The sequence below is a fragment of the Roseobacter denitrificans OCh 114 genome (genome assembly GCF_000014045.1).
Classification (GTDB): domain Bacteria; phylum Pseudomonadota; class Alphaproteobacteria; order Rhodobacterales; family Rhodobacteraceae; genus Roseobacter; species Roseobacter denitrificans.
Window position 1 is genome coordinate 1,449,994 of sequence record NC_008209.1, and the last position, 21,417, is coordinate 1,471,410.

General features: G+C 60.6%; 15 protein-coding genes. 13 read left to right on the forward strand and 2 right to left on the reverse strand.

Going from position 1 to position 21,417, the window contains the following annotated elements; genetic code table 11:
• Positions 1-33 precede the first annotated feature (33 nt).
• Complete coding sequence (gene nadC / locus RD1_RS07070) at positions 34-876, forward strand: carboxylating nicotinate-nucleotide diphosphorylase (protein ID WP_245897222.1); 843 nt, start codon at positions 34-36, stop codon at positions 874-876.
• Between the two features lie 23 nt (positions 877-899).
• Positions 900-2,933: a phosphonate metabolism protein/1,5-bisphosphokinase (PRPP-forming) PhnN gene (gene phnN, locus RD1_RS07075; protein ID WP_011567781.1), complete on the forward strand. Its 2,034-nt coding sequence runs from the start codon at positions 900-902 to the stop codon at positions 2,931-2,933.
• Positions 2,934-3,050: 117 nt separating this feature from the next.
• Here the strand turns inward: phnN and RD1_RS07080 are convergent, their stop codons facing one another.
• On the reverse strand, positions 3,051-4,232 hold the full coding sequence (locus tag RD1_RS07080) for an amidohydrolase family protein (RefSeq protein ID WP_011567782.1): 1,182 nt from the start codon (positions 4,230-4,232) through the stop codon (positions 3,051-3,053).
• Between the two features lie 86 nt (positions 4,233-4,318).
• Between RD1_RS07080 and RD1_RS07085 the strand changes: the two genes are divergently transcribed.
• The 10 genes from RD1_RS07085 (at position 4,319) to RD1_RS07130 (ending at position 15,395) form a co-directional block, all read left to right on the forward strand.
• Positions 4,319-4,786 (forward strand): MarR family winged helix-turn-helix transcriptional regulator, encoded by a 468-nt coding sequence (locus RD1_RS07085; protein ID WP_011567783.1) that lies wholly within the window; start codon positions 4,319-4,321, stop codon positions 4,784-4,786.
• A 142-nt stretch (positions 4,787-4,928) separates the two neighbouring features.
• Complete coding sequence (locus tag RD1_RS07090) at positions 4,929-5,771, forward strand: FAD binding domain-containing protein (protein WP_011567784.1); 843 nt, start codon at positions 4,929-4,931, stop codon at positions 5,769-5,771.
• Complete coding sequence (locus tag RD1_RS07095; protein ID WP_011567785.1) at positions 5,772-8,513, forward strand: molybdopterin-dependent oxidoreductase; 2,742 nt, start codon at positions 5,772-5,774, stop codon at positions 8,511-8,513.
• Entirely contained in the window at positions 8,506-9,996 is a 1,491-nt protein-coding gene (locus RD1_RS07100) for a hypothetical protein (protein ID WP_011567786.1), read from the forward strand. Before RD1_RS07095 ends, RD1_RS07100 begins: the two co-directional genes overlap by 8 nt.
• Before the next feature lie 4 nt (positions 9,997-10,000).
• Entirely contained in the window at positions 10,001-10,885 is an 885-nt protein-coding gene (locus RD1_RS07105) for a UPF0280 family protein (protein ID WP_011567787.1), read from the forward strand.
• Positions 10,872-11,453 carry an amino acid synthesis family protein gene (locus RD1_RS07110; protein ID WP_011567788.1) on the forward strand — a complete coding sequence of 194 codons (582 nt, stop codon included), beginning with the start codon at positions 10,872-10,874 and terminating at the stop codon, positions 11,451-11,453. The genes RD1_RS07105 and RD1_RS07110 overlap by 14 nt, the downstream gene beginning before the upstream one ends.
• Positions 11,450-12,034 (forward strand): amino acid synthesis family protein, encoded by a 585-nt coding sequence (locus RD1_RS07115; RefSeq protein ID WP_011567789.1) that lies wholly within the window; start codon positions 11,450-11,452, stop codon positions 12,032-12,034. The genes RD1_RS07110 and RD1_RS07115 overlap by 4 nt, the downstream gene beginning before the upstream one ends.
• A gap of 459 nt (positions 12,035-12,493) precedes the next feature.
• The gene (locus RD1_RS07120; RefSeq protein WP_011567790.1) at positions 12,494-13,477 is read left to right on the forward strand and encodes a TRAP transporter substrate-binding protein; all 984 of its coding nucleotides are present in this window, start codon (positions 12,494-12,496) and stop codon (positions 13,475-13,477) included.
• A gap of 73 nt (positions 13,478-13,550) precedes the next feature.
• On the forward strand, positions 13,551-14,129 hold the full coding sequence (locus RD1_RS07125) for a TRAP transporter small permease (RefSeq protein WP_011567791.1): 579 nt from the start codon (positions 13,551-13,553) through the stop codon (positions 14,127-14,129).
• Positions 14,130-14,132: 3 nt separating this feature from the next.
• Positions 14,133-15,395: a TRAP transporter large permease gene (locus RD1_RS07130; protein ID WP_011567792.1), complete on the forward strand. Its 1,263-nt coding sequence runs from the start codon at positions 14,133-14,135 to the stop codon at positions 15,393-15,395.
• A 71-nt stretch (positions 15,396-15,466) separates the two neighbouring features.
• Here the strand turns inward: RD1_RS07130 and RD1_RS07135 are convergent, their stop codons facing one another.
• Positions 15,467-18,883: a calcium-binding protein gene (locus tag RD1_RS07135; RefSeq protein WP_011567793.1), complete on the reverse strand. Its 3,417-nt coding sequence runs from the start codon at positions 18,881-18,883 to the stop codon at positions 15,467-15,469.
• A 361-nt stretch (positions 18,884-19,244) separates the two neighbouring features.
• Between RD1_RS07135 and RD1_RS07140 the strand changes: the two genes are divergently transcribed.
• The gene (locus RD1_RS07140) at positions 19,245-21,404 is read left to right on the forward strand and encodes a NosR/NirI family protein (protein WP_011567795.1); all 2,160 of its coding nucleotides are present in this window, start codon (positions 19,245-19,247) and stop codon (positions 21,402-21,404) included.
• The last annotated feature ends 13 nt before the right edge of the window (positions 21,405-21,417 follow it).

The window sequence follows — 21,417 nt, forward strand, 5'->3', positions numbered from 1 at the left end:
AACAACCCGTGATCTGGCCGTCTAAAGAAAGGCATGAATATGCTCCTCGACCTGCGAAAAATGAACCAACTCATCGACCTTTGGCTGGATGAGGACGTCAACTATTATGACCTTACCGCAAAGATCATGGTGGATGATGACGCGGTGGCCAAATTCGGGATGAACGCGCGCGAACCGATCACCCTTTCGGGGTTGAAGCTGGCGGAAATGGTGTTTCGCAAAATGGACCCCGAGTGCACGTTTGAGACTTCGCGAAAGGATGGCGAGCGCGTTGAAACAGGCGAGACATTTGCCGTGATCACCGGGAATGCGCAGGCACTGCTGACGGCGGAGCGGGTTGCGCTGAACCTCGTCCAACGGATGTGCGGCATTGCCGGTCTGACAGCGCAATATGTCAAGGAGATCGAAGGCACTGGCGCGATCTTGCTGGATTCGCGCAAGACAACGCCTGGTCTGCGCATGATCGAAAAGTATGCCGTGGTCTGTGGGGGCGGGCGCAGCCACCGGCTGGGACTGGATAGCGGCATCATGCTGAAAGACAACCACATCGCCGTCGCAGGCAGCATTGCCGCAGCCGTCCAGCGCGCCAAGGCCAAAGCCCCGATGCTGACCAAGATCGAAGTTGAGGCGGACCGTCTGGATCAGGTCCGCGAAGCACTTGATGCAGGCGTGGATGTCATCATGCTGGACAACATGAGCAATGACGATATGCGCAAAGCCGTTAAAATCGTGGACAAACGCATTCCGCTGGAATGTTCGGGCGGTGTGCGGCTCGATACGATCCGCGCGAAAGCCGAAACCGGCGTGGATTTTGTGTCGGTGGGCCGCATCACGCAGTCAGCGACCTGTGTTGATATCGGCCTCGACGACCTCTGATCTGGACCAGGAAAGGGTTAATCGTGCCGGGTACGCTGTTTCTCATTGTCGGTCCAAGTGGCGTTGGCAAGGACACCTTGCTGGAGGGCGCGCGCGATCGTCTGGCAACGAGCCGGTGGTTTTCCTTCCCGCAGCGGGTTGTCACGCGGGCCGCTGATGCGGGCGGGGAGGATTACATTCCCGTAACCCCGTCCGAATTCGAACAGCAACTGGCCGCCGGGGCGTTCTGGCATCAATGGCACGCGCATGGCCTGTCCTACGGCATCCCCATGCAGGTCGCGCGCGATCTGGACAACGGCATCAACGTCGTGCTGAACGCGTCACGCAATGAGATTGGCGCGTTTCGTGACAAGGCGACGCATGTCGTGACCATTGGAATTTCTGCGCCGCCCGGCATCGTTGAAGAACGCCTTCATGAGCGCGGGCGCGAGAGCGAAGAAGAAATAAAGCGGCGTCTGGCGCGCCTTGTGGAGCAAGCCCCCCTGACAGGCTATGCGCTGGAAATCGTGAATGACAGAACCATCGAGGAAGGCATAACAGCGCTTGTCGACCTGATCGCCGGGGCGTGCGATCTGAATGCAGAAATCACCCGCTTTCCGGTCACGATCGGGTCAAAACAGGTTTGTCTGGTTCACAAGGGTAATCAGATCGCCAGCCGCGTGCTGGCGGGGTCGTCGCGGGTCACACTGTCTTTGCGGGGCAAATCCGTCTCTGCGGAACTGGGCGAAACGTGGAGCGATGAAATCGTGTCGCAAGACCTCTGTGCGTTGTCCGAGGGCGCGATGGCGGCGCTGGACGCGGTGGAGGGCGATGTCGTCTCAATCGAGCGGTCGCCGACGCCCAAAAGCCGGTCCATCTTGCAAAAGAAAGTGCGCGGCGGTGAGTTGTCTCACGCCGAGATGGAAGCCTTCATCCACGATCTGGTCAACGGGCGGTTCAGTACCTCGGAAATCGCGGGGTTTCTTGTCGCGGCATCGAACAACCTGACGATGGACGAAGTGATCTCGCTGACGCAGGTACGTGCCGCCTTCGCGCATCGCCATGATTGGGGCAAGGCGATCGTCGTCGACAAACACTCCATGGGGGGCGTGCCGGGCAATCGCATCACACCGATCATCATTCCCATTCTGGCAGCCTTTGGCCTGACCGTGCCCAAGACATCATCGCGGGCCATCACTTCGGCGGCAGGGACGGCGGATATGATGGAAGTGCTTTCGCGCGTTGATTTGTCCCCGGACGAAATGAAATCGGTCGTGGAACAGACAAATGGCTGCATCGCATGGAACGGCAACTTGACTCATTCCCCGGTGGATGACGTCATGAATGCGATAAACCGGCCGCTGGGCTTGCAATCCACATTGCTGGATGTGTCGTCGATCATGTCCAAAAAGCTTGCGGCAGGGTCCACCCATGTGCTGATCGACATGCCGGTGGGGCCAAAAGCCAAGACGCGCACCCAAGGCGAAGCGGGCGCGTTGAAAAACCTGTTTGAATCGGTGGGGCAGGGCATCGGGCTGAACACAAAGGTGCAGATATCGGATGGCACAAAACCCATCGGGCGCGGGGTCGGGCCGGTGCTCGAGGCCTTGGATGTCTTGAGTGTATTGCGTGGAGAGGCAGGCGCGCCGACCGATTTGCTCGATAAATCCATCGGCTATGCGGCGACGATACTGGAATGGTCCGGGGCCGTGTCCCAGGGGCAGGGCGCACAGGTGACCCGCGATCTGGTGTCCAGCGGAAAGGCCTTCGAAAAGCTGTTTGAGATCAGGGATGCGCAGGGGCGCCAACACGACCCGCTCCAGCCCGGGCAATTCACCGAAGATATATGCGCCGACAGATCGGGCCGCGTTGAGGCCATCGACATACAAGGGATTTCGGAAGTCGCGCGTTTGTCTGGCGCGCCCAAGGACAAGGCCGCCGGCGTGGTTTTGAACGTTCAGGTCGGGGATCAGATCGCGGAAAAACAGCCGCTGCTCAGGGTCCATTCCTCCAGTCTGCGCGGGATAGAGGAGGCAGTCTGTGCCGCTCAGGCGCAGAGCGCTTTCAAAATCCTGTAGGTAAAACGCGCGGGCTGCATGACCGTCCGGCGGCGGAATACCCCAAAGAGATCAGACTGGCCTGACCCCAAACCCGCGCAAATGCAAACGACGCCGCATGGATGCTGATCAGCGTCGTCAGACCGACGGCACAACTTCGGGCAAGGTCGTTGCGGGCGGTGTGTTGCGGCTGCGGCTGGATCGCACGATACCGTCGATGATCGTCATCCCGACGCCGGGCAGGTTGCCCAGTTGCACGGATTCCAGCAAGTTCTTGCCCGGTGCGTGCTGAGCCTGATCCATGAGCACGAAATCGGCGCTGTAGCCGACCTCCAGCAAGCCGACGTCCAGATCACGCTGGCGGGCCGTATTACCATTTGCAAAGCAAAATGCGGTCGCAGCATCGACATTCCCGAGGCTCGACAGCATGGCGACCATGCGCAAGATTCCCAGCGGTTGAACGCCTGATCCCGCAGGACCATCGGTGCCGAGGATGACCTGATCCAGCTTGCCGAGTTCGCGGGCCGTGTTGAGCGTCAGAAGTGCCGCGCGTTCGTTGCCGTTATGCACGATCTCCAGCGCTTGTTTGCAGCCTTCGCACAGGCAGATGATCTGATCATCCGGCAAGGCGGAATGGCCACCGTTGATGTGCCCGACGACATCCGTGCCGGTTTCCAGCACCATATCAGCATCAATCAATCCCGAGCCGGGGATCGACGGCCCGCCCGTGTGGATCGTCGACTGTATGCCGTATTTCCGCGCCCAGCTGACCATCTGGTTGGCGGTCTTGCCGTCCTTGACGGTGCCAAGCCCGACCTCGCCCAGATATTTCACACCAGCATCCGCCAACTCCTTGAAATCGTGTTCTTCCATGCCGTGTTCGATCACGGGCGCACCGGCAAGCACCTTCATGCCGGAGGGGCGGAAATTCTCGTACCAGCGCTGCGCGGCAATCGCCATCGCCTTCAGCCCGACGATGTCCTTGGGACGGCCCGGCATATGGACTTCGCCCGCCGAGATCATCGTTGTGACGCCGCCGTGCAGGGTGGAATCGATCCAATGCAACTGCTGCTGGCGCGGGGTATAATCGCCAACGACCGGGTGGACGTGGCTGTCGATCAGGCCGGGAGCAAGCGTAATGCCCTTTGCATCAACGACGGTATCCGCGCCGTCGGTGTCCAGATCGCGGGCATATCCAAAGGCGGAGATCCGACCATCAATTGCAATCACGCAATCGCCATCTGCAATGGGCGCTTCAATCTTGCCCGTCAGCAGCAGTCCGATATTCTTGATGACAAGTTTGCTTTTTTCCGTCGTCATAGGCACCTCTTGTAGGTATACTAACAATGCGCAGGCGGAGCGCAAGCCTTCCACCGCCGCACCTGCCCTGACGTCGGAGAGATCATTTGCCAGTTTCCCGGGAACACAAGACCGCCCGCACGCAGCCCTATCGCCTTGATGAGCAGGTCGGCTACCTGCTGCGCCTTGCAACGCAACGCCATGCGCATATCCTGCAAGAGCACCTTCCCCATGAACTGACACCCACCCAATTCGCGGCCTTGATGCGACTGGCCGAGCTTGGCACCTGTTCGCAAAACGAGCTTGGCCGCCAGATCGCGGTCGATGCCGCCACGATCAAGGGCGTTGTTGACCGGTTGCGCAAGAAAGGCTTCGTGGAGACACACCCGGATGCGGGTGACAAACGCCGCCTGATGCTGTCGCTCGTGTCGGGGCTGGACGATATGATCGCAGCGCTGCATGAGACGGGATTTCACATTTCGGAAAGGACATTGGATCCCCTCGACCCGGACGAGCGTGCCGAATTCGTCCGCTTGCTGAAAAAGGCTGCATTTGCCGATCATTCAGGCGGGTGAAAACGCCGCCGGTTGACGGCCCCGCCGCCCCAAGGAAAAGTTTGACTCGCGTCAGAAAGTGCTATTATCGTTCGTATACAAATGACCAGCGTTAACGTCGTGACCCGATCGCGGCATCAAGTGGAAATCGAGAGGTGCACAATTGTCCTATGCAATGCCCTTAACGCTCTGCGAAGCGCTTGCCCTGCTGCGTGATGGCTCGCCGCGTGTCATCGCAGGGTGCACGGATTTCTTTCCCTCACAAGCGCCGGGCGCGCGCGCGCAGAGCCTCCTTGACATCACGGCGATCTCGGACTGCCGAGGCATCAGCGAAACAGCGGACGGCTGGCGGATCGGCGCTGCGGTGACTTGGACAGACGTGGTGCGTGCGCCGCTGCCGCCCGCCTTTGATGCGCTGAAACTGGCCGCGCGCGAGGTCGGGTCAATACAGATACAGAACCGGGGCACCGTGGTGGGCAACATCTGCAATGCCTCACCCGCCGCGGATGGTGTGCCGCCACTGCTGGCGCTGAATGCACAGGTCGAGATTGCATCCAGCGACGCCACCCGCACCGTGCCGCTTAGTGCCTTTATTCAGGGGGTGCGCAAGGTTGATCTGGCGAGGGATGAGATGGTCGTTGCCGTGATCGTCCCCAAGGTTTCCGCCACTGCACAGAGCGCGTTTCTGAAACTCGGCAGCCGAAAGCATCTGGTGATTTCCATCGCGATGGTTGCAGCCGTCGCAGAGGTGCAAAACGGTAGGCTGTCGGACGTGCGCGTCGCCGTTGGCAGCTGTTCTGCGGTGGCGCAGCGTCTGCCGGGCCTTGAGGCGCGGCTGATCGGGTGTGCTGTCGGTGACGTTGCCACGCTGGATTTTGCAGCAGACGATAACCTCGCGCCATTGACGCCGATTTCAGATGTGCGCGGATCAGCGGAATACAGAATGGACGTGGCGGCGGAACTGTGTCGCCGTGCCGTGGTGCAGGCCTGTGGGGGAGGATCGTAGATGGATGGGGAAATCCCTGACGCGGGTGTCGCGTTTACCCTGAATGGCGAAGCTGTCACCGTGTCGCCGACCACTGGCGAGCGGCTGTCAGAGACGCTGCGCGAACGCCTTGGCGCGCGCGATGTCAAGATTGGCTGCAACGCCGGTGACTGCGGGGCCTGTTCGGTTTTGCTGGATGGTGAAACGGTCTGCGCCTGTCTGATGACAACCCAACAGGCGCGTGGCCGCGAGATCGAAACCGTGTCACGTCTGGTGGCAGATGACCCGCTGGCTCAGCGTCTGGCGGAGAGCTTTCAGGATCATGGTGCGGCCCAATGCGGCATCTGCACACCGGGCATGATGGTGTCGGCGGTGGCGCTGTTGCGGCGTGACAGCGCGCCGAGCGAAGAGGATATTCAGGATGCGCTGGCCGGCGTGCTGTGCCGCTGCACCGGGTATCGCAAGATCATTGACGCTGTTGCAAACCTGCCCGGTAACCTTGTCGCCGATGGCGGGGCGGGGGCGGCGATCCGCCGTGTGGATGGGGCCGACAAGTTGTCTGGCGCCGAACGGTTTGGCGATGATGTGGCCCCATCCGATACGCTTGAAATCCGCATCGTGCGGTCGCCCTTTGCCCATGCGGGGTTCTCGTTCGGGGATATTGACGCTTGGGTTGCGGCGCAAAACGGGATCGAGGCCGTGCTGACCGCGGACGATGTGCCCGGCACCAACTGCCACGGTGTGATCCCGGCCTTTGCGGATCAGCCGGTTTTTGCCGAAAATCACGTGCGGTTCCGGGGTGAAGCGGTGGCGGCAGTGGTCGGCACGCCCGAAGCGATTGCCCATTTCCGGGCTGAAGATTTCCCGATCACATGGCGCGAACGCGATGCCGTCATGACGGTAAGCGACGCGCGTGCCGAGGGCGCACCATCCTTGCACAAGGAGCGCACCGGCAACCTAATGTGCGAGGGGTTGGTTGCCTGCGGTGATGCGCAAGCGGCGCTGGCGGCTGCCGATGTGGTGGTCGAGGGGGCGTTTGACACCGGCTTTGTCGAACACGCCTATATCGAACCAGAGGCCGGTTTTGCCGAAATCGTCGACGGGCGCGTGGAAATTCACGTCTGCACACAGGCCCCCGTGATGAACCTTGAGGCGCTAGAGATCATTCTGGGCATGGACCGCGCGCGCATCCGGATCGTGCCGACGGCGGTGGGCGGTGGCTTTGGCTCCAAATTGGATCTGTCGGTGCAGCCCTACCTCGCGCTCGCCGCCCTCAAAACCGGGCGTCCCGTGCGGCTGACCTACAGCCGGACGGAGTCGATGCAATCATCCACCAAACGGCACCCATCGGAAATCAAACTCAAGATCGGCGCGACGAGGGACGGCAAGATCAGCGGGTTTGATTTCTTCGGGGCGTTCAACACCGGGGCCTATGCGTCCTGGGGACCAACCGTGGCGAACCGCGTGCCGGTCCATGCATCGGGTCCTTACCGCATCGCTGATTATCGCGCGGTCTCGAATGGGGTGCACACCCATTGCCCGCCTGCCGGGGCGTTTCGTGGCTTTGGCGTCCCGCAATCCGCCATCGCGCAGGAAAGCCTGTTTGACGAGCTGGCCGCGAAACTGGGCATGGACGCGCTGGACTTCCGGCTTTTGAATGTCCTGCAAGACGGCGTGCCCACGGTCTGCGGGCAAGTGTTTGAACAAGGGGTCGGTGCCAAGGCCTGCCTTGAAGCGCTGCGCGATGACTGGACGGCGGAACGCGCCAAGGCCGAGTCGTTCAACCGTGATAATGATACCCCAAGGAAACGTGGTGTCGGGATCGCGGCGGGGTGGTATGGCTGTGGCAACACCAGCTTGCCGAACCCGTCGATCATCAAGGCGGGGGTACGCGCTGACGGCACGATTGTGCTGCATCAGGGGGCGGTGGATATCGGGCAGGGCTCCAACACGGTTGTCTCTCAGATCTTTGCCACCGCACTGGGCGCGCGCGTCAGCGATGTGACCCGCGTGGGGGGAGATACGGATATCACACCGGATGCGGGCAAGACATCCGCATCGCGCCAGACCTTCGTGTCGGGCAATGCGGCGCGTCTGTGTGGTGAAGCGCTGCGCGCCCTGATCCTGCGTCATGCCAATGCGTCGGACGATGCTGAATTGCGCTTTGTGGACGGCGCGATTACCGTGCTGGAAGAGGGGCGGGACCATCGCATCGACACCTCTGCCATGGAAGCGGATGCCGAAGGTTACGTGTTCTGTGCGACCGAAAGCTATGATCCGCCCACCAAGCCAATGGATGCAAAGGGTCAGGGTTCGCCTTACGCGCAATTCGGTTATGCCGCGCAATTGGCCGTGGTCGAAGTCGACACTGCCCTTGGCACCGTCAAGCCGATCCGGTTTGTGGCAGCCCATGATGTCGGCCATGCAATCAACCCGATGCTGGTGGAGGGCCAGATACAGGGCGGCATCGCCCAAGGGCTCGGCATGGCCTTGATGGAGGAATATATTCCGGGACGGACGGAAAACCTGCACGACTATCTTATTCCCACCATCGGGGATATCCCGCCGATCACCTCGATCATCCTTGAGGTGCCCGATGCGCATGGGCCTTACGGTGCCAAGGGGCTGGGCGAACATGTCCTGATCCCGACCGCCCCTGCCTTGCTGAACGCGATCACCCATGCCACCGGCGTGCGGGTGGCTTCGGTTCCCGTCACACCTGCAAAACTGCGCAAGGCCATTCGGAGCAAGACCAATGGATAAACCAGCCCGCGTCAAACCCGAGAAAATCCGCTGCGATGCCTGCCCGGTGCTGTGCTATATCGCGGATGGGAAAACCGGCGCTTGTGATCGCTATGCCAACTCGGGCGGTGAGTTGATCCGGCTGGACCCGCTGACGATTATCGAAGGGGCGCGCGAGAAGGGCGTGCAATCGGTGCCCTTCCTGAATGGGGGCGATGGGCAGGATTGGGACGGGGATCTGGTGCAGGCCAACCGCCCCTTTATCACCGCCGTCGGGGCCGGCACCACCTATCCCGATTACAAACCAGCACCCTTTATCGTCAGCCAGACGGTCGATGATGCGGATATGGTGACCGTCGTGACCGAGGGGATTTTCAGCTACTGCGGCGTGAAGGTCAAGATCGACACGGACCGTTTCCTTGGCCACGAGCGCGAGATCGTCCGCTGTCAGGGGGAACCCGTGGGCCATGTGATGACCAGCGAATATGGCTCCAAGATGTTGTCGCTGGGCGGGGTGGAACACCTGACGGGTGGCACCAAGAAAGAGGGGCGTGTGACCTGTGACACGTTGCTCAAGCTGTGCAATTGCGAAGCAGTCGAACTGACCATCGACAACGGCGTGACCATCGTGGTTCAGGCGGGCAAGCCGCCGATTGTGAACGGAGTGCCGGAAAAGCTGATGCGCGTGGGCTGCGGTTCTGCTGCTATCGGGATGTTCGCCTCGCAATGGGTGGATCATGTGGATGAGGTTGTTGTGGTCGATGACCATATCACCGGGGTTCTGTCCGAGCATCAGGCGGGCAAGATGCTGGACGTGCCCCCCACGGGCATCAAGATAAATGGCCGCCGCTCGACTCCGGGGCGCTATTTTCAGGTGGCCGAGCCCGGCACCGGCTGGGGCGGTACCGATGTGGATGATCCGTTGACGATCCTCAAGCCGTGGAACGCCGATGTGGCGTGGGAAGGGTTGCGCCTGCTGATGGTCTCGACCACAGGCGAGCAATACGCCTATTTCGAACTTGATGCGGATCTGCAACCGCAACCAAGGCCCCTGCCCGAAGCGCTGCGCGTGTCGGTCGACCGAATTGCAGAGAACTGTGAACCTTCGGTTTGTTCGGTGCTGTTCATGGGGGGCGCTGGCGGGTCGCTGCGTGCCGGGGTGACGGAAAACCCCGTCAAGCTGACGAATTCAGTCAAGGAGTCGCTGACCCATGTGTCGTGCGGCGGGGCGAACGCCTATGTCTGGCCCGGCGGCGGGATCACGGTCATGGCGGATGTGTTGGAAATGCCGTCAAACTCCTTTGGCTATGTGCCGACCCCGGCGCTGGTCGCCCCGATCGAATTCACGATGCGCCTTTCAGATTATGCAGCCCTTGGCGGGCATGTCGAAGCCGTGCGCCCGATTGATGAGGTGCTCACACCCGATGTTCGGCGGGTGGATCAGATCGACCCGGACGCAAACCCGACCGCGCGGCACAATTACCGCTGGCGCCCGGAGCAATGAGCCCATGAGCAAACCGGTCGCGGCACTGCTGGAGGGGGGGCGCAGGCTGCATTTGCAGCACGGGCCGATTGATCTGATTATCGGTGCTGACCCTGAGGGTGCGCAAACACGTCAGCGGGCCTTCAAGGCGGCCAAGGAGCGGTTTGACACGATCCTTGAAGGTTTGTGCAGGGAATTGCCGCAGCATCGCACGCAACTGACGCCCGATACGCCGCTTCCGCAGGATGTGACCGCGCAGCGCATGTACCGAGCGGCGCGTCCTTTTTGCAGCACGACGTTTGTGACCCCGATGAGCGCTGTGGCCGGATCGGTCGCGGATGAGGTTCTGGCCGCCATGCTCGCGGCCTGTCCGCTGGATCGGGCCTATGTGAACAATGGCGGGGACATCGCGGTGCATCTTGCCCCGGGGGCGACCTTCTCGGTGGCCATGTCAGGGCTTGAAGGGGGTAACCTTGGGCGCTTGCGTTTTGGCGCTGATGCGGGCATCGGCGGTATTGCCACCAGTGGGGCAGGGGGGCGCAGCCTCTCGCGGGGTATCGCGGATAGTGTCAGCGTTCTTGCCCGCAGTGCTGCGCAGGCCGATGTGGCCGCAACCCTGATCGCGAACGCCGTGGATCTGCCCGGCCATCCGGCAATCCTGCGCAATCCCGCCCATGACATTCAGCCCGACAGTGACCTTGGCGCGCGGGCTGTTGTAACCGCCGTTGGTGCCTTGTCTGCAAAGGATCGTGCACGCGCGCTTGCAGCCGGGCGCGCGGTGGCGGATGACATGCAGCGCGCAGGGCATATTCTTGGCGCGGCCCTGTTTTTGCAGGGCGAAACAACACAGACCGGTGACATGTTCATCCGGACCGAAATGAAGATGGAGATCGAACATGCCTGGACTTGAAACCCGTAAACGCGCCCTCATCGTTGAGGAAATCTATCACGAAGGCGGCCCGGTAGCAGATACCCCCCTGCTGCGCGGTGCCGCGCTGGCGGTGATCACCAACCCCTTTGCCGGACGCTTTGAACCTGACATTCAGGGCTTCATGGATGTGCTGCGTCCCCTCGGGTTGGATATGGCACAAAAACTGGCGGTGGCCCTTGGCGGTGCGGACCAGATCGAAGGGTACGGCAAGGCCTCGCTTGTGGGATCGGCGGGCGAGCTTGAACACGGTGCGCTCTGGCATGCGCCGGGTGGCTATGCGATGCGCGATGTCATCGGAGGCACCAAGGCGATCGTGCCGTCAGCCAAGAAAGTCGGGGGCACGGGCGCGCGCATCGACGTGCCGATCACCCATATCAACGCCTCCTATGTGCGCAGTCATTTCGACTCCATGGAGGTCGGTCTGAATGATGCGCCCCGCGCGGGCGAAATGCTGTTGGCGCTGGTGATGACCACGGGGCCGCGGGTCCATTCACGCTCTGGCGGTTTGGAAGCGGCAGATATCAAAGGGGAGGATGGCCTGAGATGAGTGCGAAAATCCGCAAAATCGCGACGTTTACCGAGGAAACCCATATCGAAGGCGGGCGTGACATCGCCCCCCCGACCCGCAAGGCCGTCGCTGTGGCCGTGATCGAAAACCCATTCGCGGGTCAATACGTTGAAGATTTGACGCCCCTGATGGATATCGGCGCTGATCTTGGCGGGCTCTTGGGCGCGCGCGCGGTGGCGGCTTTGGGCGTCACTCCCGACAGGATCGAAAGCTATGGCAAGGCCGCGATGGTGGGCGAGAATGGCGAGTTGGAGCATGCCGCCGCGATCCTGCACCCGAAATTGGGCGCGCCGCTGCGCCAGGCCGTGGAAAAGGGCGCGGCCCTCGTGCCATCGTCGAAAAAACGCGGTGGCCTGGGGCAGGACCTTGACGTGCCGCTGGGTCATAAGGATGCGGCCTATGTACGGTCCCATTTCGACGGGGTTGAAGTCCGCCTGAATGACGCACCGCGCCCGAATGAGATCCTTGTTGCGGTGGCTGTGACAGACAGCGGGCGACCTTTGCCACGTGTCGGTGGGCTGACCCACGATGCGGCGGAAGGCAAAGACGGTCTGCGCTAAGCCATCATGCGGCGCATCCAACATGCGTTGACGGCAAAGACGGTCAGGCCAACATCCGCGCCGATAGTGCAGGGCAGCGCCGCCGCCTGTGTGATGCCGCAGAGGTTTTTGACGAAGCGTTGGCGTCCTGTCCGGCGAGTGCGTGATGATCGGGCGGCCCAACGCGGAAAATCGGGTGAACCGCGCCCTTGTCGACTGATCGCAGGGTGGCGGTGCCGTCTTATGAGGCTGCCGGAGTGCATCGGGTAAACATGGTGAAATCTCACTCTTTTGGTCAAAATGCGGAGCCTTGCGCGTTGTTTGCGCCGAAAAAACTTGACCTGCACGTCTGTGCTGCGAATGTATGTACTCAAATGAGATGTTCAGGGTAGCCCCGGCCTATGTCGAGGGTATCCCAAGGACGCGGATTTGAATAGTTTCAGGCCATGCAGAATGCGTGGCTGTCAGGGAGATCACAAAATGTCGAAATTAACTACGTTCGCGGCTGTTGCATTTGCGGTGCTGGCGCTGCCATTCTCCGCATCAGCACAGGACCGGGAGTTCCGTCTTGGGCTTATCACACCCCCTGTTCATGTGTGGAATCAGGAGGTTGCAGCGCTCAGCGATACGCTTTCCGAGATGTCGGATGGCCGTTTTACCGTCGTTGCCTTCCCGTCAGGCCAGTTGGGCAGCGAAACGACGATGCTGCAACAATTGCAGACCGGCGCACTTGATATGGCCTGGCTGACGTCAGCGGAGATTACGAACCGCGTGCCCGCCATGGGCGCCCTGCATGCGCCGTTTCTGGTCGATAACATCGGTGATGCGGCCAAGGTCCTGCGCTCGGATGTAGCACGCGAAATCCTTGACGAATTGCCGCGCGCCACGGGTACGGTCGGCGTCTGCTATGCCATGACGGGCATGCGCCAGCTTTTGACGCAGAACCCGGTTGAAAGCGCTGCTGAACTGGACGGCTTGCGGTTCCGCATTACACCTGCCCCGCCGATCCGCACCTTCTTCGAGATGTTCGGCGCGGCCCCCGCACCAATGCCGCTGACACAGGTTTATGACGCTCTGGCCAATGGGCAGATCGACGCGATCGACATGGACCACGAGTCGATCATCAACTTTGGTTACTACGACCATGCGTCCTATATGATGGAGACAAACCACCACCTCTTCGGGATGGTGGCGTTGGTGTCCGGGCGCGTCTGGGCGGGACTTTCGCCCGAAGATCAAACGATCCTGCGCGACGCAATCCAGATCCACTGTGACCGCACCATCGACCGTTTCGTCGAAGGCGAAGACGCCAAGCTGGAGCAATTGCGTCAGGTCGAGGGACTGAACATCGTTGAGAACGTGGGGCCTGAATTCTTTGGTGATATCGTCGAACGTTGGGACGCGGAATGGGCTGAGCAGACGCCCTACGTCCAGCGCATGCGTGATCTCGTCGCTGATTTCTGATCCAACTCACTTCGGCACGGGGCGGCCACTGTGGCTGCCCGGTGCCAATTGAACAGACGAGAGACGCGCCTTCATGCTCAGTCGATCCCTCAGCAGACTGTCTGCGGTCATCGCCAGCATCGAGAAGGTGTTGCTCATGCTGCTGGTGCTGATGATTTTCGTCTTTGTGCTGATGAATGTCGTGCTGCGCGTCTTTGGCATCACCATCGCATGGGCGGATGAGGTCGCGGTTTACTCGATGATCATCAGCGGCTTTCTGGGCGCATCGCTGATGCTGCGTGCGCGCATCGATCCGGCTGTGCTTCTGGTCTATGAACTGGCCTCTGCGCGGGTTATCCGCGCGTTGCGCACGGCCGTGTCGCTGGCCACTGCCGTCTTTGGCGTCTCGCTGTGCTACTTCTGCTGGCTCTGGTTTGATCCGCTGGCCCTTGCCGCAGCCGGGTTCGACATCCCCGCCTTCGAAGGGGCCACGTTCAATTTCACCTATACGGATACGACCCCGGTCATGGGCGTGCCGCTGTTTTACATCTATCTGATCATGCCGTGGTTCGCCCTTGCGATCACCATCCACGCGGTCACGAACCTTGCCGAAGACATGGGATTTGTCGCGCGCCCCGAAGGTCTGTTGTCAGACCTGCAGGCCGGAGAGTAACGCGTGACTGGAGCCGCCTTTTTTGTCCTGCTGGTCATCGGCGTGCCCATCGGCATCGTGTTGTCGCTTGCGGCGGTCGTGTTCATTCTATGGACGGGCAACGGCCTGCTTTTGAACAGCTACGGCTTGCAAATGTTCAGCGCGCTGAACAACTTTGGTCTCTTGGCGATCCCGCTCTTCATTCTGATCGGAGAGTTGATGAACGGGGCGGGTATTACCCAACGCCTTGTCCGGCTGGCCGCGACCTTTATTGGTGCGGTCCGGGGCGGGCTGGCCTATATCAACCTGATTGCCAATATGATGGTGGCCTCGATCCTCGGGTCGGCCACGGCGCAGATCGCGATGATGTCGCAGGTCATGGTGCCCGAAATGGAAAAGGAAGGCTACAAACGCGAATTTGCCACCGCGGTCACCGCCTTTGGTGGATTGCTGGGGCCGATCATCCCGCCGTCCATCGTCTTTGTGGTTTATGCGGTGCTCGCGCAGGTGGCGGTGCGCGATATGTTGGTCGCAGGCATCCTTCCGGGTTTGATCCTGACGGCCCTGTTTATTGGCACGATTGCCTTTCTGGGCATCTGGCACAGCTATCCGAGGGGGCAAAAGGTCACTTGGCCCGACCGGTGGGTGGCGGTGCGCAAGGCCTTGCCGATGCTGTCGATCCCCGCCGTGATCATCGGCACCATTATGGGCGGTTTCGGTTCCCCCACCGAGGCGGCAGCACTTGGCGCGCTGTGTGCGGCGCTGCTGGGTTTCATCACCCGGACGCTGAAGCTGTCGGACCTGCCCAAGATCCTGCTGCGCACGGGCATCAATTCGGCGCTGGTGCTGTTTCTGGTGGCGGCGGCAGGGGTGTTTTCATGGGTTCTGGTGTTCGGGCAGGTGCCACAGGCGGCAGCGGCGTGGATAGAAACCGTGGCCACGTCGCCTGCGGGTTTCATGTTGCTGGTGCTGGTCATGCTGCTGCTGGTCGGTACGGTGATCGACGGGATACCCGGGCTGATCATGGTGGTGCCCATCCTGCTGCCCATCGCGACCGAAGTCTATGGCATCCATCCAGTGCATTTCGGGGTCGTGGTGTCGATCAACCTGATACTGGGGCTTTTATCGCCCCCGGTGGGGATCGGTCTTTATGTGGCTGCCTCCGTGGCGCGGGTCAGTCCGCTCAAGGTCTTCCGCGTGGCCGTGCCCTTTTTCATCGTAACCTGCTGCGTCCTGGTCCTGTTGGCGCTGGTTCCTTCGATCAGCCTGTTCTTTCTCGAACTCTAGGGCCTTTGGTGCCCACCACGCGGGCTCTGTGTTGAGCGGCGCGTGGTGGTTTTTCAGGTCAAGGGCGTGCTTCAGACGATGAAGTCACCCAAGGTGTAATCTGCCGCCGAGGTGCCCGCACCGTCGTTGATCTGGACGGCGAACTCGATCGTGGCGTCGTTGTCGATGTTCCCGAACAGGAGTGTCGGCCCGCCCGCGTTCTCGACCCAAAGCGCGCCTGCGCCAAAGGACAGGGCCGATGCGGTCGTCTGCAACCCGAGGAAGGTGAAGGCCTGATTGCCACCGACAGTGGTGTCCGCGTCGATGGCGGAGACGTCGATCACGTCGCCATTGGCCACGCCGATGCCATCGATGCCGACAATCGTGTCTCTGCTGGCAAGGTTGGAATCCGCCACACTGTTGAACCGGAACGTGTCGCCCAAGGCCCCGCCGATGAGGATATCCGCGCCCGTGCCGCCCACCAGCGTATCGCGCCCGTTGTTGCCCTCAAGCCGGTCATCTCCGATGCCGCCATCCAAGAAGTCAAAACCATCGCCACCGAACAAGCGGTCATTGCCGGACTGGCCAAAGAGATCATCGTCCTGCTGGTTGCCCTGCAGGAAGTCATCGCCAGTCCCGCCAAACAACGTGTCCTCATTGGCGCCACCAAACAGCGTGTCGTTGCCCGTTCCGCCATTCAGTACGTCATTACCGCCGCCGCCGCGCAACTCATCTGCACCGTTGTCGCCCTGCAGAATGTCGCTGCCGATCTGACCTACAAGGATGTCATCGCCCTCCCCGCCCTGAATGGAGTCGTCGCCGGCGCTGCCGTCCATCAGGTCATTGCCATCGCCACCACGCAGGATGTCGTTGCCGTCGCCGCCAAAGGCTTCGTCGTCGCCTTCGTCGCCGTCGATAATATCGACCCCGGTGCCGCCGCGGAACATGTCATTGCCCAGGCCGCCTTCCATCCGATCATTGCCGTCATTACCGATCAGCAGATCGTCACCGTCGCCTCCTTCCATTTCGTCATTGCCGGCACCGCCATACATGATGTCGTTGCCGTCGCCGCCTTCGAGGTCATCATTGCCATTGCCGCCGTTCAGGATGTCATTGCCCAAACCGCCAAACAGGTCATCATCGCCATCAAAGCCGAGGATCCGGTCGTTACCGCCACCGCCGGTCATCTCATTCTCGCCTGCCGTGCCGAAAAGCTCATCACTGCCGTTGCCGGAAATGATATTCTCGAAGTTGGTGAAGACTTCGCCTGCGAAATTTGTCAGACCGGTCGCGAGGTTGACGACATATGCACCGTTGAAGAGCGTGGTGTTCAACGTATCCTCGCCGTCGCCGCCGTCCAAGTTTTCTAACACCCCGAGCCCGGCAAAGATCGTGTCGTCCCCGGCCTCGCCGAAGACCGTATCTTCGCCGGAGGAGGTGATGGTGTCATCGCCGTCGCCGCCAAACACCGTATTGGCGCCGCTGAAGTTCGCGTTGAATACCGTATCATTCCCGGCCCCGGCAAAGATCGTATCGTCCCCGGCGCCGCCATCAATCGTATCGTTGCCGCCGCCAGTGGTAATGACGTTGGCTGCGGAAGACCCGGTCACGACGTCATCGCCGCCAGAGAGGATCACATTCTCTACATCAATCATGTCAAAGTTGGGCGCGAAACCCGTGAAGTTCCAAATGCCCGCATCCAGATCGATAGTAGTGTCAAGGTTGACGCCTGTGAAATCCACCGTGTCGGTACCCGCACCGCCGTCGAAATTGTCCGACCCTGCGCCCGACACCAGCAACAAAAGGTCATCGCCCGCGCCGCCAAAGACATCATCGGTGCCAAAGCCGCCATCGATTACGTCGTTGCCGTCACCGCCAAAGATCGTGTCGTTGCCGCCACCGCCATTAATGTCGTCATTGCCCGCGCCGCCGTCGATCACATTTGCGCCTGAAGTGCCGACAATCGTGTTATCTCCGGAGCCCGTATTCACATTCTCGAAGTTGATGAAGCTTTCCTCGGTCACCACCGCGCCGTTGAACGTGGTCACGCCAGTTGCGAGGTTGATGTCATAGGCGCCCGCCTGACCCGTGAGGTCGAGGGTGTCGGTGCCCACGCCGCCGTCGAGCAGTTCGGAGCGACCCGTACCGTTTGTCCCGGCCCCGGCCCGGATGGTGTCATTGCCCGCACCGCCAAGGTATTCGCCAAAACCGTTCGAATTGATAGTGTCATTGCCGCCCTGGCCAAAGACGAAGTAATCCTCACTGTCGGAGGCCGCGAGAACGGTGGTATTTCCGGTGCCGGTGGTGATCACGTTCGAATTCAGAATATGGGCAAGCTCGGTGTTGTAGTCATCCGGATCAATCGTCGTGCCGCGCGGATCCCAGATCGACGCAAAAATCTCACCGGTGGAGACATTTTCCCATGTGAATAGGATACGCCCGTCTCCCGTGACGCCGATTTCCGGATCTCTGCCGGGGCCTGATACCACAAAAGGCCCGCCATCCGTCGTGCCGTCCGCGTTGAACCGTTGTGCCTGGAGGTTATTGGCAGAGTCATCGTCCCAAAAGAGCACGAAATCTCCATCCGGAAGCGCCACGACAACAGGCTCGTTCGGATTCGGTGTCGCGACCGCTTTTGTTTCGGCATAGAGCGAGTTGCCGGAGTTCGAATAACCCCGGATAAAGATATCGCTGCCTTCAACCCAGGTGGCGACGAAACCGCCCCCTGCAAGCGCCGTCACCGCAGGGTCAGAGGCAGGCGTGCCGCTGCCGAAAGCGTCCGTGACGTTTACATTGCTGATAAGTGTGCCTGCAGGTGTCAAGATCCGGAATTCAATGCCGGTGACAGAGTCCTCTTCCTCGTAGACAGCTACGAAGTTACCGTTGCTGAGGACCGCGATATCGCCAAGGCTGTTGACGCCCGAGCTGTTGGAACCGACGCCGAATTCCGCGCCAAGCACTCCCGCTTGGTCAATTACCTTGCCGTTTACATCTGTATCACCCGTGCCGACCTGGTCATCATACGCCACCAGCACGTCGTCATTCGCAGCGATCAGGTTTGCGGCGATTTGCGGGTTGCGCAGGAAGTCTGCCGCGACGTTTTCATCGGCAATCGTAAATGCCGTGCCCGTGCCGACCTGTGGCGTCCCGTCAAAGTCGAACCGTTCGTAGTAGACGGTGGTCTGGTTCGCGTTGCTGATGGAATCGTCAACGTAGGTCATCGCGAAGCCATCGTGGGTGGCTGTCAGGTCGAAATCGCCTTCATCGTCGAAATTCCGGTCCGAGTTCAGCCGGAAGGAATCGCGCACGACGTTACCTTCGGCGTCATATATCTTGGCAACGATATCGGTTCCTGCGGCTGTCGCGACCGCACCGCTTGCCGATTCAACCCATGCAACAACGAAATGGCCGTTGTTCAACCCGATGATCTGGGGGGCGTCTTGGGTTCCAGTCGCCGCTGTCCCCGTGTTTACCTGAAATGCGCTGAGCCATTCTGTGGGAGTCGCCATTATGTTAATCCTTTATTAACCATTATCAAATGCCGATACTTTGCACGTATTGTGCGCATTCAGTCAACAATCCAATTGTCTTAATGCCAGTGACTGGCGGCGGTTGAACTGGGTGCGCTTTGTCTGGCACGCTTGTGATCACAAGGCCGGATGTCTTTGCGGATCTGCGCCGTGGTGTTTTTGGGGTATTGCCGCCCCGAACCCGGGGTTGATCGGGTTTGTACCTGCCCTGTCGTGCGGGGTCCGAAGCCGCAGCGCGGGAAAATACCAATGGTGAATTTACGCTGAAACGGCCGCATCTTGACGAAAGTCAAGGTGTGCTGCGTCGCAGTGCCGGAATGTCGGGCGGGGAGCCGTCGACATGCAATTAGCCCGCAACTTGATCCTGATCTGTGCACTTCTACTTTTGGGTGTGCTTGGCGCTGCACGCACAGCGTCTGCCGAGACGCTTGCCAGTTTCCTGCCCGATCTTGCGGCCACCGATTTTGCGGCTGATGCCGATGGTTTTGGCGCGATTGATCCTGATACCAAAGTGGCCCCGATTCTACGCGGTGGCGAGACGTTGGGATATGTTTTCCTGACCTCGGATTTTGTTGGCACGACGGGGTATTCAGGCAAGCCGATCCACGTGGTTGCCGCGATCGACCTCGATGCCAACGTCATGGCGGCGCATCTGGTCAAACACTCCGAACCGATTGTCCTGATCGGCATCCCGGACAGCAAGGTAAAGGCTGTGACCGAAGGGTATCGTGGCCTCGACCTCAAGGCCGAAGTGCAAGCCGGTGGCGCGGGGCATGACCTTGATATCATCTCGGGGGCGACCGTCACGATCATGGTGATCGATGACAGCATCGTGCGCGCCGGGATCAAGGTGGCGCGGATGCTGTCGCTGGGCGGATTGTCGGTAGAGGTCGCGTTGCCCAAGCGTGAAATCGACCGCAGCAGCACGGCGACTGCCGACTGGATGACGCTGACGGGTGATGGCTCTGTGCGCACGCTGGCGCTGGATGTGGGGCAGGTGAACCGCGCCTTTGAACAGGGTGGCGATGAAAAGGCCGCAGCCCGCCCGGAACCCGGCGCACCCGAAGATACCTTCATTGAAATGACCGCCGCATTGGTCAGCATCCCCGAAATCGGGCGCAGCCTGCTGGGCGAGGCCGAATATGCCAACCTGACCGACTGGCTGGACGAGGGCGAAGAAGCGATCCTAGTCACCGGGCGCGGCAAATATTCGTTCAAGGGATCGGGCTATGTGCGGGGCGGTATCTTTGACCGCATTCAGCTTATTCAGGGCGACCGCGCGCTGCGCTTTTTTGACCGTGATCACAAGCGGCTGGGGCGGTTGGACCCTGCGGATGCGCCTGCCTTTACCGAGCTTGATATCTTCAAGATCCCCGTCGATGCCGAATTCGATCCGGCCGAGCCATGGCGCTTGCAGTTGCTGGTACAACGCGCGACCGGTGCCGTAACCAAAGCCTTCGTGACTGTCGATCTGGGCTATCAACTGCCCGAGCGCTTCATCAAACAGGCCCCTGTCGTCCATCCGGCGGTTGAGGATGAGGCGGCTGCCAAAACCGCCCTGTGGCAGCGTGTGTGGCGCGACAAACAGGTCGAGATCGGCGTTCTGATCGCGATGCTGCTCACCCTGTCGGCGATTTTCTTCTTTCAGAAGCAATTCACCAGAAACGCGCGGGTGTTCTATTGGGTGCGGATCGGTTTTCTGACGATCACGCTGCTGTTTCTGGGCTGGATGACGAACGCGCAACTGTCGGTCGTGAACCTGCTGGCACTTGGTGGGGCCTTGCGGTCCGGCTTTAGCTGGGATGCGTTCCTGCTCGATCCGCTGGTGTTCATCCAGTGGTTCGCGATCGCAGCGGCGCTGCTGTTCTGGGGCCGGGGGGCCTATTGCGGCTGGCTCTGCCCGTTTGGCGCACTGCAGGAACTTTCGAACAAGATCGCGCGGGCGGTCAAGGTCCCGCAGTTTGAACTGCCGTGGGGGCTGCATGAACGCCTCTGGCCCATGAAATACATGATCTTTCTGGGGCTGTTCGCGGTCTCGTTGGCCTCGCTCCCCCGCGCCGAAGCGCTGGCCGAGGTCGAGCCGTTCAAGACCGCAATCATCCTGAAATTCGCGCGTGAATGGCCCTTTGTGGTCTTTGCTCTGAGCATGCTCTTCATTGGGTTGTTCATCGAACGGTTTTACTGCCGTTATGTCTGCCCGCTGGGCGCAGCGCTCGCGATCCCGGCGCGGATGCGCATGTTTGACTGGCTCAAACGCTATCGCGAATGCGGCAACCCTTGCCATACCTGCGCCAATGAATGCCCGGTGCAGGCGATCCACCCGACGGGCGAAATCAACCCCAATGAATGTGTCAACTGCCTGCACTGTCAGGTGCTCTACCAGTCTGACGCGAAATGCCCGGTCATCATCAAACAGCTTAAACGCCGCGCCAAAGCAAGTGCCGGCACGGAAGCGCTGGAGGCGTTTTCCACAAAACCACGGGTCTTGGAAAAAACCTGAAAATAGAGGAGAA